At 62.9% G+C, this 13,205-nt stretch carries 18 protein-coding genes; 6 read left to right on the top strand and 12 right to left on the bottom strand.

The annotated features are described in order from the left end of the window. Nucleotides 1–93 precede the first annotated feature (93 nt). The 4 genes from D8Z78_RS04810 to D8Z78_RS04795 all read left to right on the top strand — a co-directional run bounded on the left by D8Z78_RS04810 (nt 94) and on the right by D8Z78_RS04795 (nt 3,347). On the top strand, nt 94–300 hold the full coding sequence (locus D8Z78_RS04810; RefSeq protein ID WP_121631342.1) for a hypothetical protein: 207 nt from the start codon (nt 94–96) through the stop codon (nt 298–300). Next, complete coding sequence (locus tag D8Z78_RS04805; RefSeq protein ID WP_121631343.1) at nt 233–967, top strand: helix-turn-helix transcriptional regulator; 735 nt, start codon at nt 233–235, stop codon at nt 965–967. The genes D8Z78_RS04810 and D8Z78_RS04805 overlap by 68 nt, the downstream gene beginning before the upstream one ends. Nucleotides 968–1,078: 111 nt before the next feature. Further along, nucleotides 1,079–1,717, top strand: a complete 639-nt coding sequence (locus D8Z78_RS04800) for an acyl-homoserine-lactone synthase (protein ID WP_121631344.1) — start codon at nt 1,079–1,081, stop codon at nt 1,715–1,717. A 94-nt stretch (nt 1,718–1,811) separates the two neighbouring features. Next, nucleotides 1,812–3,347 (top strand): ATP-dependent DNA helicase, encoded by a 1,536-nt coding sequence (locus D8Z78_RS04795; protein WP_121631345.1) that lies wholly within the window; start codon nt 1,812–1,814, stop codon nt 3,345–3,347. Here the strand turns inward: D8Z78_RS04795 and D8Z78_RS04790 are convergent. After that, nucleotides 3,342–4,358 carry an NADP-dependent oxidoreductase gene (locus D8Z78_RS04790; protein WP_121631346.1) on the bottom strand — a complete coding sequence of 339 codons (1,017 nt, stop codon included), beginning with the start codon at nt 4,356–4,358 and terminating at the stop codon, nt 3,342–3,344. The genes D8Z78_RS04795 and D8Z78_RS04790 overlap by 6 nt on opposite strands. A gap of 97 nt (nt 4,359–4,455) precedes the next feature. Between D8Z78_RS04790 and D8Z78_RS04785 the strand changes: the two genes are divergently transcribed. Continuing rightward, nucleotides 4,456–6,084 carry a long-chain fatty acid--CoA ligase gene (locus D8Z78_RS04785; RefSeq protein WP_121631347.1) on the top strand — a complete coding sequence of 543 codons (1,629 nt, stop codon included), beginning with the start codon at nt 4,456–4,458 and terminating at the stop codon, nt 6,082–6,084. Further along, complete coding sequence (locus D8Z78_RS04780) at nt 6,074–6,511, top strand: MaoC family dehydratase (RefSeq protein ID WP_121631348.1); 438 nt, start codon at nt 6,074–6,076, stop codon at nt 6,509–6,511. Before D8Z78_RS04785 ends, D8Z78_RS04780 begins: the two co-directional genes overlap by 11 nt. Here the strand turns inward: D8Z78_RS04780 and rpe are convergent. The 11 genes from rpe to D8Z78_RS04730 form a co-directional block, all read right to left on the bottom strand. Continuing rightward, the gene (gene rpe / locus D8Z78_RS04775; protein ID WP_121631349.1) at nt 6,508–7,185 is read right to left on the bottom strand and encodes a ribulose-phosphate 3-epimerase; all 678 of its coding nucleotides are present in this window, start codon (nt 7,183–7,185) and stop codon (nt 6,508–6,510) included. The genes D8Z78_RS04780 and rpe overlap by 4 nt on opposite strands. Before the next feature lie 24 nt (nt 7,186–7,209). Then, nucleotides 7,210–8,139 carry a 2-hydroxyacid dehydrogenase gene (locus D8Z78_RS04770; RefSeq protein ID WP_121631350.1) on the bottom strand — a complete coding sequence of 310 codons (930 nt, stop codon included), beginning with the start codon at nt 8,137–8,139 and terminating at the stop codon, nt 7,210–7,212. 60 nt (nt 8,140–8,199) lie between these two features. Beyond that, entirely contained in the window at nt 8,200–8,394 is a 195-nt protein-coding gene (locus D8Z78_RS04765) for a hypothetical protein (RefSeq protein WP_121631351.1), read from the bottom strand. Between the two features lie 42 nt (nt 8,395–8,436). After that, nucleotides 8,437–8,568: a hypothetical protein gene (locus tag D8Z78_RS25195; protein ID WP_255446333.1), complete on the bottom strand. Its 132-nt coding sequence runs from the start codon at nt 8,566–8,568 to the stop codon at nt 8,437–8,439. 176 nt (nt 8,569–8,744) lie between these two features. Beyond that, the gene (locus tag D8Z78_RS04760) at nt 8,745–9,521 is read right to left on the bottom strand and encodes a succinate dehydrogenase iron-sulfur subunit (RefSeq protein ID WP_121631352.1); all 777 of its coding nucleotides are present in this window, start codon (nt 9,519–9,521) and stop codon (nt 8,745–8,747) included. A gap of 9 nt (nt 9,522–9,530) precedes the next feature. Next, the gene (locus D8Z78_RS04755) at nt 9,531–9,848 is read right to left on the bottom strand and encodes a hypothetical protein (RefSeq protein ID WP_121631433.1); all 318 of its coding nucleotides are present in this window, start codon (nt 9,846–9,848) and stop codon (nt 9,531–9,533) included. Next, the gene (locus tag D8Z78_RS04750; RefSeq protein WP_121631353.1) at nt 9,848–10,147 is read right to left on the bottom strand and encodes a hypothetical protein; all 300 of its coding nucleotides are present in this window, start codon (nt 10,145–10,147) and stop codon (nt 9,848–9,850) included. Before D8Z78_RS04750 ends, D8Z78_RS04755 begins: the two co-directional genes overlap by 1 nt. Then, on the bottom strand, nt 10,147–11,949 hold the full coding sequence (gene sdhA, locus D8Z78_RS04745; RefSeq protein ID WP_121631354.1) for a succinate dehydrogenase flavoprotein subunit: 1,803 nt from the start codon (nt 11,947–11,949) through the stop codon (nt 10,147–10,149). The genes D8Z78_RS04750 and sdhA overlap by 1 nt, the downstream gene beginning before the upstream one ends. A 15-nt stretch (nt 11,950–11,964) precedes the next feature. Continuing rightward, nucleotides 11,965–12,336, bottom strand: coding sequence for a succinate dehydrogenase, hydrophobic membrane anchor protein (sdhD, locus tag D8Z78_RS04740; RefSeq protein WP_121631355.1), 372 nt, complete (start codon nt 12,334–12,336; stop codon nt 11,965–11,967). Between the two features lie 10 nt (nt 12,337–12,346). Next, a complete protein-coding gene (gene sdhC, locus D8Z78_RS04735; RefSeq protein ID WP_121631356.1) occupies nt 12,347–12,730 on the bottom strand; it encodes a succinate dehydrogenase, cytochrome b556 subunit in 384 nt (127 codons plus the stop codon). A 249-nt stretch (nt 12,731–12,979) separates the two neighbouring features. Continuing rightward, on the bottom strand, nt 12,980–13,174 hold the full coding sequence (locus D8Z78_RS04730; RefSeq protein ID WP_206169634.1) for a hypothetical protein: 195 nt from the start codon (nt 13,172–13,174) through the stop codon (nt 12,980–12,982). Nucleotides 13,175–13,205 lie beyond the last annotated feature (31 nt).

The following is a 13,205-nucleotide window of genomic DNA, read 5'->3' as shown; positions in this document are numbered from 1 at the left end:
TCTGGGGAGTAGAATCCCGTGAATTTCGCGACGAACCCGGCAGTGGTAGAGTTGTCTTAATCGATCATTAACCTTCTACTGATGAGGCTTGTTATGGGACATGACTGGATTTTGGACGTACTGACCGACCTGAAGACGTTTGCACGCGCGAACGGCATGCCGTCGCTGGCCACCCAGCTCGACGATGCCTCGCTGGTGGCACAGGTGGAGATTGCGTCCCTTGCCGAAGGAAATGGCATTGGGCTTCTTGGGAAACGCGCCGCGGTTGGACGGGCTGATCGAGCGGTTGGAATCCGCTAACGGGCTGGATGATCTCCAGATCCTCATCGAGGAACTGCGCGATCAATACGGTGTCGATCATATCATCTATCACTGGGTCAACAGCAGCGGCGAACAATATGGCTGCGGGACCTACGACCTCGAATGGGTCAACCGATATGTCGAAAAGGGGTACTTGCGGATCGATCCGGTCATCCAGGGGTGTTACCAGCGGTTTCACCCGGTCAACTGGAAGCGATTGGACTGGTCCTCGAAATCCGCCCGCGCCCTGATGAAGGATGCCATCGAACACGGAATCGGGAATCAAGGGTTTTCCATCCCGATCCGTGGTCCGAACGGCCAATTTGCCCTGTTTTCGCTAAGCCACAATTGCAGCGACGCCGAATGGGAGGAATTCACCGAGACGAACCGACGCGATCTGATCCTCGTTGCTCACTACTTCAATCAGAAAGCACTGGAATTCGAACCCGGTCGCACACCGGAACCCGCACAACAGCTGTCCCCACGGGAAATCGAGGCGATGACGCTTTTGGCGATCGGATATTCAAGGGCCCAAGCCGCCGATACGCTGTCGATTTCCGAACATACCTTGCGGGTTTACGTGGAAAGCGCCCGGTTCAAACTTGGCGCGATGAACACCACCCATGCGGTGGCTCGGGCGCTGAGCCGGGGTTTGATCGTCGTATAGGATGCGCTTTCGTGAAGCGCGTCTTTACCATGCGTACGCAATTGCTGAAATCCGTTAACCACTGACGGTGAAAGTCGTCCTCAGAGCAACACACTCACGAGGATGAGCAACATGATCCGCTACGTTTACGCCGAAGACCAGCACAAGTTTCCGAAACTGGCCCGTTCCATGTTCCTGGACCGCGCCGACCAGTTCAAGACCCGCCTCGGCTGGGCCGTCACCGTCGATGCCCAAGGCTATGAGCGTGACGAATACGATGACGAAAACCCGCTCTACGTGATCTGGGAAAATGCCGACGGCACCCATGGCGGCTCCATGCGCCTGCTGCCCACCGTAGGCAAGACCATGGTCAACGATCATTTCATCCACCTGACCGATGGCGTGCGCATCCAGTCGCCGCTGATCTGGGAATGCACCCGGTTCTGCCTGTCCCGCGGTGCCACGCCCGGCGTCGCCGCCGCCCTGATGCTGGCCGGGGGTGAGGTCATGCAGGAATTCGGTGTCGAACACTATGTCGGCGTCTTCGATGCCCGCATGGTCCGCATCTATCGCCGCATCGGCTCGTCGCCCGAAGTGCTCGGCAGCGAAGGCACGGGCCGCGAGCAGATCAGCGTCGGCCTGTGGGAATTCACACCGGAAGCGCAGGCTTCGGTTTCCAAGAGCGCCGGCATCACCCCGGAAATGTCCAAGCGCTGGTTCGAGCTGTCCTTTGGCGGGCGCGTCGAGTTGAGCGACCAGATCGCCGCCTGAGCCCTGTTACGTCCCAAAAGGCGCGCGCCCCGTCGGCGCGCGCTTTTGCTTTGCACTCTAGCGCCCGCCCCGCCGCAAGGATAGGGTGCCGCGCATGAACCTTCCCGTGCTGCAATTCTCCGACGATCAGGCCGTAGCCCATGACCGCGTGGCCGAATTGCTGCGTGCTCATGGCGTGGATATCGAAGACGGATTCACTCAGCCGCCGCAGGACCGCCCCGGCACCGTGATGGCCCTGATGGGCAAGGCGGGCAGCGGCAAGACCATGCTCCTGTCAGAACTGGTCAAGGCGCTGCAAAATGCCGGGGTCGAGATCGTCTCTGGCGATTACGAGGGCAAACGCCAGCGCGACACGCGCACTCTGGCCATTCTTGCGCCGACGAACAAGGCTGCCTCGGTGCTGCGCATGCGCGGCGTGCCCGCCACCACGATCCACCGAATCCTCTACACCCCGGTCTACGACCCGGAATACGAAAAGCTGGCCGAATGGTTGATGGGCAACGAAGAGGCGCCCGAGATCGAGGAGCTCACGCCCGAGGCACTGGCCCGCGCGCAGGCCAGTTACGAGGTGCACAAGTCGATTCCGGCGGCCCTCGCGGCGGCGGGCCTGCGCGGCAGCGATTTCATCACCGGCTGGAAACGGCGCGAGGAAGAACTGGATATCGGGTTTGTCGACGAGGCGTCCATGTTGGACGACCGCCAGTTCGAGGACCTACAGGAGATCTTTCCGACGCTGGTGATCTTTGGCGACCCGGCGCAGCTGGCCCCGGTAAACCAGTCGGGCAAGATGGTGTTCGACCACCTGCCCGCAGAGAAGAAGATGGAGCTGAGCCGCATCCACCGGCAGGAGGCGGACAACCCGATTCTCGACCTCGCCCACGCTCTGGCCGATCCGCAGATCGGCTTCGAGGATTTCGAACGCCTGATCGAGGAAGCCGCCCGCAAGGACGACCGCGTCGTCTGGGGGCAGCGCGTCGAGGTCGACCTGATGGCGCGCTCGCCCGTTCTGGTCTGGCGCAATGCCACGCGAATCCGGCTGATCAACGCCTTTCGCGCGGTGCATGGGGCGCCGATGGACAGCCTGCTGGAAGGCGAGCCGCTGATCTGCGACGGCATCGAACTGCCCTTGAAACACCGCAAGAAACGCCTTGATCTGGAGGCACGCGGCCTGATCAAGGGCGCGCAGGTCATCTATCTTGGACCGGGGCGCAAACCGGGCTTTTCCCGCCTCCACGTGGTCGGCGCGATCGAGCCGCAGGTCTCGGCCGCCTCCATCGTGAAGATCGAGAAACCCGACGAGGAAGAGCCGTTCATCCCCTTCGCGGCGCGTATGGGGGCGACCTTTCTGCACGGCGCGGCCGTCACGATCCACAAGGCGCAAGGCTCGCAATGGGATGCGGTGCAGGTGTTCGCCCCCGATCTCTATGCCGCCGCGCGCATGGGCCGGACCGAAGCGGGCCAGCCGCTTTGGAAACGGCTGGCTTATGTTGCGATCACGCGGGCGCAATCCCGGCTCTATTGGATCGTGCGCAATCGCTTGTCCCGACCGTCCGGGCCCCTGCGGATCGACGATCTGGGCGGCGCCCCTGCCCCGCTGGAGCTGAGCGCCGATCCGCAGATGGACCTATAGCCGAATCAAGGTCTTGCCGGTCATGCCACCTTGCAACATGTCGATGAAGGCCTGAGGCATGTTGTCGAGCCCATCGGTCACGTCCTCCTCGTAGGCGATCTTGTCCCCGGCCACCATCGGCGTCACCTCGTTCAGGAATGTGGGGTAGTCGTCCCAATGGTCGAAGATGATCAAGCCATTGACCGACAGCCGCTTGGTCAGGATTGATCGCCAGACCATGGGCAAGGTGTTTGGCCCTTCGGGCGTGGCGCTGTACCACGCGATGGTGCCACAAACCGGAATGCGGCCCGCGACATTCATCAGCGGCACGACCGCCTCCAGCACCTTGCCGCCCACGTTTTCCCAATAGATATCGACACCATCCGGCGCGACCTCGGCCAAGGCCTTGCGCAGCGACGAGGCATCCTCATGCGCCTTGTGATCGATCGACGCGTCGAAGCCGAACTTGTCCACCGCCAGCGCGCATTTCTCTGCGCCCCCGGCAATCGCCACGGTGCGCAGCCCTGCGGCCTTGGCCAGTTGCCCGACCATGGACCCGACCGGGCCGGTCGCCGCGGCGACCACCAAGGTCTCGCCGGATTTCGGACGGCCATAGGCGCGCAGGCCCGCCCAAGCGGTGAAGCCCGGCATGCCCAGCACGCCCAACGCGGTGCTTTCCGGCAAATCGCCGTCAAGCTTGCGCAGATCACCCGCAGGCAACAGCGCGTGGCTGGCCCAACCGGTCATGCCCGTGACCACGTCGCCGGGCGCAAAGCCGTCATCGCCAGAGGCCAGAACACGGCCCACGCCCTGCCCGACCATGACCTCGCCCAGTTCGACGTAGGGCGCATAGCTGGCCACGGCGTTCATCCGCCCGCGCATATACGGATCGAGCGAGAGCCACGTCACCTCGACCAGAACCTCACCCGCACCCGGCTTGGGCAAAGGCTGGGTTTCAAAGGCGAAATCCTCGGGAACCGGCAGCCCGTCCGGCCTGCGGGCCAGCGTGATGCGGGTCATTTGATCTGTCATGACGTCTCCTTGCGGCAATGTGTCGAAAAGCGGTTGCAGAACCGGGCTTTCGCGGATCACTCTAGGCGCAGAACGGCGGACGGCAAGGGAGGGCCAGATGCAAGGCATGATGATGCACATACCGCTCAGGATCATCGAGATCCTGCGCTACGCCGCAGAGGCGCACCCGGGGGCAGGCATCGTCTCGGTGCGGACCGAAGGCGACATCCACCGCGAAACCTATGCCGAGGCCTATCAGCGCGCGGCGCAACTGGCGCATGGGCTCGCCGGGATCGGCATTGCCCCGGGCGACCGGGTCGCCACGCTGGCCTGGAATGGCTACCGCCATTTCGAACTGTATTACGCGGTTTCGGGCATGGGCGCGGTCTGCCATACGATCAACCCGCGCCTGTCTGCCGAACAGATGCTGTATATCATCCAGCATGCGGGCGACCGGGCGCTTTGTGTCGACCTGACCTTCGTGCCGCTGATCGAGGCCTTGGCCGAGCATCTGCCGGACGGGTTGCGGCTGATCCTGATGACGGATCGCGCGCATATGCCCGAGAGCAAGGTCGACTTCCTCTGCTACGAAGAGCTGCTGGACGGGCAATCCACCGACTATGACTGGCCGGTGATGGATGAAAACGATGCGGCGGCGCTGTGCTATACCTCCGGCACGACGGGCAACCCCAAGGGGGCGCTTTATTCCCATCGGTCCACCGTCCTGCATGCGATGCAACTGGCCCTGACCATCCCGCGCTCGCTGCACGAAGGCGCGCGCATCCTGCCCGTGGTGCCGATGTTCCACGTCAATTCATGGGGCCTGCCCTATGCGGCGCCGATCGTCGGCGCGTCGCTGGTCATGCCCGGGGGCAAGCTGGACGGCGCCTCGCTTTGGGACCTGATGGAGGCAGAGCAGGTCACGGCCTCTTGGGGTGTGCCCACCGTCTGGCTGGGCTTGCGCGCCGAGATCGGGACGCGCGGTCAGGCCCCGGCGGCGCTGGATCAGGTGGTGATCGGCGGCTCTGCCGCGCCACGCAGCATGATCGAGGGCTTCGAAAAGCTTGGCATCGATGTCTGCCACGCTTGGGGCATGACGGAAATGAGCCCGGTCGGCACCCACGGCCAGCTATCCGCCTCGATGGACGGTCTCGACCTCAAGGAAAAGATCGACCGCAAGTGCAAGCAAGGCCGCCGCATCTTTGGCGTCGATCTCAAGATCGTCGACGAACACGGCGCACGCCTGCCGCATGACGGCAAGGCCGTGGGCGAATTGTATGTGCGCGGCAATGCCATCATCTCCGGCTATTTCAACAACCCCGAAGCGTCCGAGGCCGCGATGGATGCCGAAGGCTGGTTCGGCACCGGCGACGTGGCCAGCATCGACCCGCATGGTTTCCTGTATATTCAGGATCGCGCCAAGGACCTGATCAAGTCCGGGGGAGAGTGGATTTCCTCCATCGATCTGGAAAACATCGCCATGGCGCATCCCAAGGTCGCCAATTGCGCGGTGATTGCCCTGCCCCATCCGAAATGGGACGAACGTCCCCTTTTGGTTGTCGTGCCGAAAGAGGACAAGCCGACCTTGGGGGAAATCCACGACATGATGCTGGAGCATTTCGCCAAGTGGCAATTGCCCGATGACATGGTCTTTGTCGACGAATTGCCGCTGACCGCCACGGGCAAGGTGTCCAAGCTGACCTTGCGCGAACGGTTTGCCGATCACGTGTTGCCCGATGCTGGCTGAAGACCTGCGGGCCCTGCCCCCGCGCGAAACTCCGTGGTTCGAGATGGACGCGAAGCGGGTGCAGGCCTTTGCCGACGCCACCGAGGACTGGCAGTTCATCCATCTCGATCCCGAGCGCGCGGCGCAGACGCCATTTGGCGGCTGCATCGCCCATGGGTTCCTGACGCTGTCGATGCTCTCGGCCATGTCCTATCACGTGACCGAGGGGCTGGCGGGCGTGGCCTCCAGCGTGAATTACGGGTTCGACCGGATCAGGTTCGTGTCACCGGTGATGGTGGGCAGCCGCATTCGCGGCGTGTTCACCGTCGCCTCGGTGGACGAGTTCGACACCCATCTCGACGTGCATTGGGACGTGTTGATCGAGATCGAGGGCGCGGATCGCCCCGCCCTCGCCGCCAACTGGATCACGCGCCTCTATCTGGCCTAGGCCAGCGCGGCGCGGATCGCGCGCATGTTCTCGCCATAGGGCGCGGGGTTTTCGACGGACCCGCCGCGGAACACGGCAGAGCCCGCCACCAGGACATCCGCGCCCGCGTTCACCACCAAGGGCGCGGTGTTCGGATCGACACCGCCATCGACCTGAATATGGATCGGGCGGTCGCCGATCCAGTCGCGGATGGTGCGGATCTTGGCTGTCATGTCGATGAACTTCTGCCCGCCAAAGCCGGGGTTCACGGTCATGACCAGCACCATGTCGGCAAGCGGCAGCAGCTCGCGCACGGCCTCGGCGGGCGTGCCGGGGTTCAGCGCGATGCCCGCCTGCATCCCGGCGGCCTTGATCGCCTGCAGGGTGCGGTGCGGATGCGCGCCGGCCTCCACATGCGCGGTCAACATGTCGGTGCCTGCCTCGGCATAGGCCTCGATATATTGATCGACCGGCGAGATCATCAGATGCACATCCATGAAGGTTTTGACGTGCTTGCGGAACGCCTTCACGGCGGGCGGGCCGAAGGTGAGGTTGGGCACGAAATGCCCGTCCATCACATCCACATGGATCCAGTCCGCACCTTGCACCTCGACGGCCTGAATCTCGCGCCCGAAATCGGCGAAGTCGGCAGAGAGGATGGACGGGGCGATTTTCACGCTGCGGTCGAAGGTCATGGCGCGTCTCCTTTTGACACCCGCTTAATAACCGGCGGCGCGATCGACAAGATGCAGAAAGGGCGCACCTGCCTCGCCGCGACGAATGTTTTCGGCGATGACCCGCGCGGCGCTGTCGGGCCGCGTCTCGGATGCGATATGCGGCGTGACCGTGACCTTGGGGTGGTGCCAAAAGGGATGCTCGCCCGGCAAAGGCTCGACGCGGAAGGTGTCCAGCGTGGCATGGGACAGGTGCCCGCTGTCGAGCGCATCGAACAGCGCCTGTTCGTCGATCAGTGGACCACGCCCGGGGTTCAGCACGACGGCGCCCGGAGCCATCCGCGCAATCGCCTCGGCATCAAGGATGTCATGGGTCGCCGGGGTGTCCGGCAAGAGCAGCACGACGATCTGCGCGCCATCGAGCGCCGCATGGAGACCGTCATCGCCGGAAAAGCATGGGAAGGCGGTCTCCTTCGCCGTGCGCGACCAGCCGGTGACAGGAAAGCCCAGCATTGCCAAGGCCTTGCCACATGCCAGACCAAGAGTCCCAAGCCCGAGGATCGTGACCGGCCTGTCCCGCGACAGCGGCGGCGCCTCCGGGTGCCAGCGATGATCCGGGTTGACGATATGCGCATCCATCCCGAGATGGTGGCGCAGCACATGGCCCGTCACCCATTCGACCATGCCTTGGGTCAGGCCCTCTTCATCGACCATGCGAGCGAGCGGGACGGTCAACGTCTCATTCCCAACAACCCCCTCGACCCCGGCCCAAAGGTTCAGGACGGCCTTCAACCGGGTATAGGGGCCGAAGTCCTGCACGTCGGAATTCGGCGCGTAGACGATGTAATCCACCTCTTCCGGAGCGAACTCCGTCGATAGGGTATAGTCCAGTTCCAGCGCATCCAGCGCGGTGGTCAGAGGCTGTTCATACTGGGCCCATCGGTCGGCATGGGCGGCGAAAAGAATGTTGATCATCTGGCATCCTGCGTGATTTGCACCGCAGCATGACAAAGGCCCGGATGATTTGCAAAGCGCCTAGGCTCGATCGTTCCGAAAGCAGGATTTCGGCTTTTGCCCCAACGGCTTGTAGACCTCTGCCCCACATTGGATGCAGTGCCAGCGGACGCTGTCCCCCTGACGGTATTCGCGCCAGCGACAGGCCCGCGTCGCCGGGTTGGAGAACACCGCGATCAGGATGAAGGCAATCAAAAGGCCGGCGACATAGATCATGCCCCCGGCCTATCGCGTCTGACACGCAGCATCAATGCCGCGTCAGGCTGCCAGTGGCAGGTCCTCGTAGACCGGGCTTTCGCTGGGTTTGCGCGGCTCGGGGGTGAAATAGGCCCAAGCCTGCTCCAAGGCCTCAAGCGCCAATTCGGCCGGTGTTTTCTGCTGCTCTTTCATGGGGTTGCCCTTTCGATTGCGGCGTCCTCCCGTGCGCAAGAGATATGCCGACGGGGGCGGGCTGACTTCCCCGAAAGAGCGCAAGATCGGGTTGCAGATGACGCATGACGACGCAACGTCAACGAAAAATGCGGACCCGAGGGCCCGCATTTGCATTCCACACAAGAGACCAATGATCAGATCGTGCGCTCGACCATCATCTTCTTGATCTCGGCGATTGCCTTGGCCGGGTTCAGACCCTTGGGGCAGGTCTTGGCGCAGTTCATGATCGTGTGGCAGCGATACAGCTTGAACGGATCCTCAAGCTGATCCAGACGCTCGCCCGTCGCCTCGTCGCGCGAATCGATGATCCAGCGATAGGCGTGCAACAGCGCGGCCGGTCCAAGGTAGCGGTCACCATTCCACCAGTAGGACGGGCACGCCGTCGAACAGGACGCGCACATCACGCATTCATACAGACCGTCCAGCTTCTTGCGGTCCTCGATGGACTGACGCCATTCCTTGGCCGGGCGATTGGTCTTGGTCTCCAACCACGGCATGATCGAGGCGTGCTGGGCATAGAAATGCGTCAGGTCGGGGATCAGGTCCTTGACCACCGGCATGTGGGGCAGCGGGTAGATCTTCACGTCGCCGTCGATCTCGTCGAGGCCATAGATACAGGCCAGCGTGTTGATCCCGTCGATATTCATCGCGCAAGAGCCACAGATCCCCTCGCGGCAGGACCGGCGGAAGGTCAGGGTCGGGTCGATCTCGTTCTTGATCTTGATCAGCGCATCCAGAACCATCGGCCCGCAGTCATCCATATCGACGAAATAGGTATCGACACGGGGGTTCTGACCGTCATCCGGGTTCCAGCGATAAATCTGGAATTTGCGGACATTGCCGCCAGACGGCTTGGGCCAAGTCTTGCCTGTACGGATCTTCGAATTCTTGGGGAGAGTGAATTGAACCATGGCTCGCTCCTATCGCAGCAGCGCCGGCAGGCCCTCGGCCGCCAAGCAGGTTAGGGTCTCGGGTTTCGAGACGATGTCGGTGACGATCTGCGCGGTGCTTTCGGTTGCCCCAAGCACCGCGTCGGCGGCCAGCGCATTGATCTGGGCCGCGTTCGCATTGTCGATGATGCAGTCGATGGCCGGCTGCAACGGGACGCCGGGAAACCGGTCCTGCACCACGGGCGTAATGGCGGACCGGGCCGCATTGCGCGCGATCTGGTCCTGCGCCTGCGGCGAGCAGGCCGCCACGGACAGGCAGAGCAGCAAGGCGACCGGTCGTTTGCGCATCAGTTCCGGCAATACAACGTTCCTCGATACATGAAGGGCGCGTTGGGCGGGCAATAGCCAACGGTGACATTGTGCCCGCGCGGTTGCCGGAAATTCGGTTGGGCGGCAGCGTAGTCGGCGCGCTGGTCCATGCAGGCCTGGTAGGCCGCAGTATATTGTGCCGAATAGCTTTTCGCCCCCGTATAGGCGAGACTGTTTGCGTAGGCGTGACACTCCTGCACCCCGTAGCCTTGGCCATTGGCCAGAAGCGGAGTTGCGGTTGCAACCAAAATTGCCGTCAGAAGTGCCACGATGCGCATCAGAATGTCCTCGCCTTGGGTGCGATTGTCTTGAGGCTGATGCCGCCCTCGTCCTCGGTCGTGAGCGGATCAACGATAACAGGACGATAGCTCAGATCGACGCTGTTTCCAGCGACCCGCGCAACGGTATGGACGCGCCAGTTCTCATCATCCCGCTCGGTGTAGTCCTCGTGCGCATGCGCGCCGCGGCTTTCCTTGCGGGCCTCGGCCCCGACGATGGTGGCCAGCGCGTTGGGCATGAGGTTGGTCAGCTCAAGCGTTTCCATCAGGTCGGAGTTCCAGACCAGCGAGGTGTCGGTGACCTTGATGTCATCCATCTTGCCCGCAATGGCGGTCATCGCCTCGACACCTTCGGCCATCGTCTTGGCGGTGCGGAAGACGGCGGCGTCACGCTGCATGGTCTTCTGCATTTCCAGACGCAGTTCCGCGGTGGCGACGTTGCCCTTGGCATTGCGCAGCCCGTCGAACCGGTCAAAGGCCTTGTCGATTTCGCTGACAGGCGCCTTGGGCACGCTGGTCGACGGATCGACGACCTTGCCGGCACGGATCGCGGCGGCGCGGCCAAAGACCACGAGGTCGATCAGCGAGTTCGAGCCCAGACGGTTCGCCCCATGCACCGACGCGCAGCCCGCCTCGCCCACGGCCATGAGGCCCGGCACGATGGCGGTCGGATCGTCCTTGGTCGGGTTCAGCACCTCGCCCCAATAGTTGGTCGGGATGCCGCCCATGTTGTAATGCACCGTGGGCAGAACCGGGATCGGTTCCTTGGTCACGTCGACGCCGGCAAAGATCTTGGCCGATTCCGAGATGCCCGGCAGGCGTTCCGCGAGCGCCTCGGCAGGCAGGTGAGACAGGTTCAGGTGGATGTGATCCCCGTCCTTGCCGACGCCGCGCCCTTCGCGGATTTCCATGGTCATCGAGCGGCTGACATAGTCACGCGGCGCGAGGTCCTTGTAGGTGGGCGCGTAGCGTTCCATGAAACGCTCGCCCTCGGAGTTGGTCAGGTAACCGCCCTCGCCGCGCGCGCCTTCGGTGATCAGGCAGCCCGAGCCGTAGATACCGGTCGGGTGGAACTGCACGAACTCCATATCCTGAAGCGGGAGGCCCGCCCGCGCCACCATGCCGCCGCCGTCGCCGGTGCAGGTATGGGCGGACGTTGCCGAGAAATAGGCACGGCCATAGCCACCCGTGGCCAGCACGACCATCTTGGCGTTGAAGACGTGGAAGGTGCCGTCATCAAGCTTCCAGCACAGGACGCCCTTGCACTCGCCATCTTCCATCAGCAGGTCGATGGCGAAATATTCGATGTAGAATTCGGCCCGCTGCTTGAGCGACTGGCCATAGAGCGTGTGCAGGATGGCGTGGCCGGTGCGGTCGGCGGCGGCGCAGGTGCGCTGCACCGGCGGGCCTTCGCCGAATTCGGTGGTGTGGCCGCCGAAGGGGCGCTGGTAGATCTTGCCCTCTTCGGTGCGCGAGAACGGAACACCGTAATGTTCCAGTTCGTACACGGCCTTGGGCGCCTCGCGGGCGAGGTATTCCATAGCGTCGGTGTCGCCGAGCCAGTCCGAGCCTTTGACGGTGTCATACATATGCCACTGCCAGTTGTCCGGGCCCATGTTCGACAGCGAGGCGGCGATGCCGCCTTGCGCCGCGACGGTGTGCGAACGCGTCGGGAAGACCTTGGTCACGCAGGCAGTGCGCAGACCCTGCTCGGCCATGCCCAGCGTGGCGCGCAGACCCGCGCCGCCGGCACCGACGACCACGACGTCATAATCATGCGTCTCGTATTCGTATGCAGCCATTTTACTTACCTGTTCTTAGAGCGCGAGCTTGGCGATGGCGAAGATGCCGACAGCGGCCGCCCCGTAGGACAGGCAGGTCATCAGCAGGATCGCGATTTTCGACGCCAGACCGTGGACGTAATCCTCGATCAGGACCTGCACGCCCATGTTGAAGTGGTGAAAGCCCACCAGGATCGTCAGGGCCGCGATCAGCGCAGGCCAGGGACGGCTGTAATAGGCAAGGATTTCCTCGTACGTGCCGCCAAGGGCGCTGCCGAAGGTGAAGACGAAGAACGGGATCAGCAGCAGAAGCGCAACGGACGACTTCTTCATCGCCCAGAAATGCCCGGTGCCGGTCTTGGAGGCGCCACGGCCCACGGCGCGCTTGCGGTCGGTCAGATATGCCATGTCAGCCCCCTCAGACAACGATCACGGTGAAGATGGTCAGCAGGCCGGAGCCGATGACGACCAGCCAGCCCAGCATCTCGGCGCGGTCGATTTCCAGCATCATGGCATTGTCCCAGATCAGGTGCCGGATGCCAGCCAGCGTGTGGTACCACAGCGCCCAGACCGACAGGAACATCACCAGATCGCCGAACCACGAGGTCACGAAGCCATTGGCGAACTGGAAATACTCTTCCGAGGTCGCAGCCGCCAGAAACCACCAGACGGTCATCAGCGCCGCGACCAGCAAGGCGTTGCCGGTGATGCGGGTGAGGATCGAGGTGATCGAGGTCAGTTGCGGGCGATAAACTTGGAGATGCGGGGACAGCGGGCGGTTGCCCCGGTTCACGTCGGCCATATCAGATGTCCTTTCGGTTCCGTTGCCTCGTGTTTTATCGCTTTTTGCGCGCCTGTCACCTGTGCCACGCCTGTAAAGGCGCGGTTTTTTGGCGCAATTCGCAGAAATCTTCTATTTTGTGATCACACCTTGGCGAGGCGTGATCACATCTTGCTGAAAGCTTAAGCGCTAACGGTATGCAATGGCGTACATGACAGATTCTGTCGGAAACAGCGGGCAAAGCGCCGCTTGCACCATCGGGCGATGCTGTCAGTCGGGGAAGCCCAAATGCGCCAGAGCAGCCTGCGCGCGTGCGCGAAGCGCCGGATCATCGGCACGCAAGCGACTGTTGATCCGTTGCATCAGCGGAGAGAAGGCCCGTTTTCGGATCAAAGCCCGGATCATCTCCGGCACTTGGTCCTTTGGCGTTTCAAGTACATCGACGCACGTCTTGGCGATGGGCATGACAGTCATGTCGCCCCCCTTTTGTCCCAGG

The sequence above is a fragment of the Tropicibacter alexandrii genome (assembly GCF_003667315.2).
In the GTDB taxonomy this organism is placed as follows: Bacteria; Pseudomonadota; Alphaproteobacteria; order Rhodobacterales; family Rhodobacteraceae; genus Tropicibacter; species Tropicibacter alexandrii.
The sequence above is the reverse complement of the archived record's forward strand: the minus strand, read 5'-3'. Positions and strand labels throughout refer to the sequence as shown.

Excerpts from the sequence above, each read along its gene's own strand:
- D8Z78_RS04750 (WP_121631353.1), bottom strand. The coding sequence starts at position 10,147 with ATGCGCATCGTGGCACTTCTGACGGCAATTTTGGTTGCAACCGCAACT.
- D8Z78_RS04780 (WP_121631348.1), top strand. The coding sequence starts at position 6,074 with ATGCTGGCTGAAGACCTGCGGGCCCTGCCCCCGCGCGAAACTCCGTGG.
- D8Z78_RS04810 (WP_121631342.1), top strand. The coding sequence starts at position 94 with ATGGGACATGACTGGATTTTGGACGTACTGACCGACCTGAAGACGTTT.
- D8Z78_RS04765 (WP_121631351.1), bottom strand. The coding sequence starts at position 8,394 with ATGATCTATGTCGCCGGCCTTTTGATTGCCTTCATCCTGATCGCGGTG.
- D8Z78_RS04785 (WP_121631347.1), top strand. The coding sequence starts at position 4,456 with ATGCAAGGCATGATGATGCACATACCGCTCAGGATCATCGAGATCCTG.
- sdhA (WP_121631354.1), bottom strand. The coding sequence starts at position 11,949 with ATGGCTGCATACGAATACGAGACGCATGATTATGACGTCGTGGTCGTC.
- D8Z78_RS04755 (WP_121631433.1), bottom strand. The coding sequence starts at position 9,848 with ATGCGCAAACGACCGGTCGCCTTGCTGCTCTGCCTGTCCGTGGCGGCC.
- D8Z78_RS04800 (WP_121631344.1), top strand. The coding sequence starts at position 1,079 with ATGATCCGCTACGTTTACGCCGAAGACCAGCACAAGTTTCCGAAACTG.
- D8Z78_RS04770 (WP_121631350.1), bottom strand. The coding sequence starts at position 8,139 with ATGATCAACATTCTTTTCGCCGCCCATGCCGACCGATGGGCCCAGTAT.
- D8Z78_RS04790 (WP_121631346.1), bottom strand. The coding sequence starts at position 4,358 with ATGACAGATCAAATGACCCGCATCACGCTGGCCCGCAGGCCGGACGGG.
- rpe (WP_121631349.1), bottom strand. The coding sequence starts at position 7,185 with ATGACCTTCGACCGCAGCGTGAAAATCGCCCCGTCCATCCTCTCTGCC.
- sdhD (WP_121631355.1), bottom strand. The coding sequence starts at position 12,336 with ATGGCATATCTGACCGACCGCAAGCGCGCCGTGGGCCGTGGCGCCTCC.
- D8Z78_RS25195 (WP_255446333.1), bottom strand. The coding sequence starts at position 8,568 with ATGAAAGAGCAGCAGAAAACACCGGCCGAATTGGCGCTTGAGGCCTTG.
- D8Z78_RS04795 (WP_121631345.1), top strand. The coding sequence starts at position 1,812 with ATGAACCTTCCCGTGCTGCAATTCTCCGACGATCAGGCCGTAGCCCAT.
- D8Z78_RS04760 (WP_121631352.1), bottom strand. The coding sequence starts at position 9,521 with ATGGTTCAATTCACTCTCCCCAAGAATTCGAAGATCCGTACAGGCAAG.
- sdhC (WP_121631356.1), bottom strand. The coding sequence starts at position 12,730 with ATGGCCGACGTGAACCGGGGCAACCGCCCGCTGTCCCCGCATCTCCAA.
- D8Z78_RS04730 (WP_206169634.1), bottom strand. The coding sequence starts at position 13,174 with ATGCCCATCGCCAAGACGTGCGTCGATGTACTTGAAACGCCAAAGGAC.
- D8Z78_RS04805 (WP_121631343.1), top strand. The coding sequence starts at position 233 with ATGGCATTGGGCTTCTTGGGAAACGCGCCGCGGTTGGACGGGCTGATC.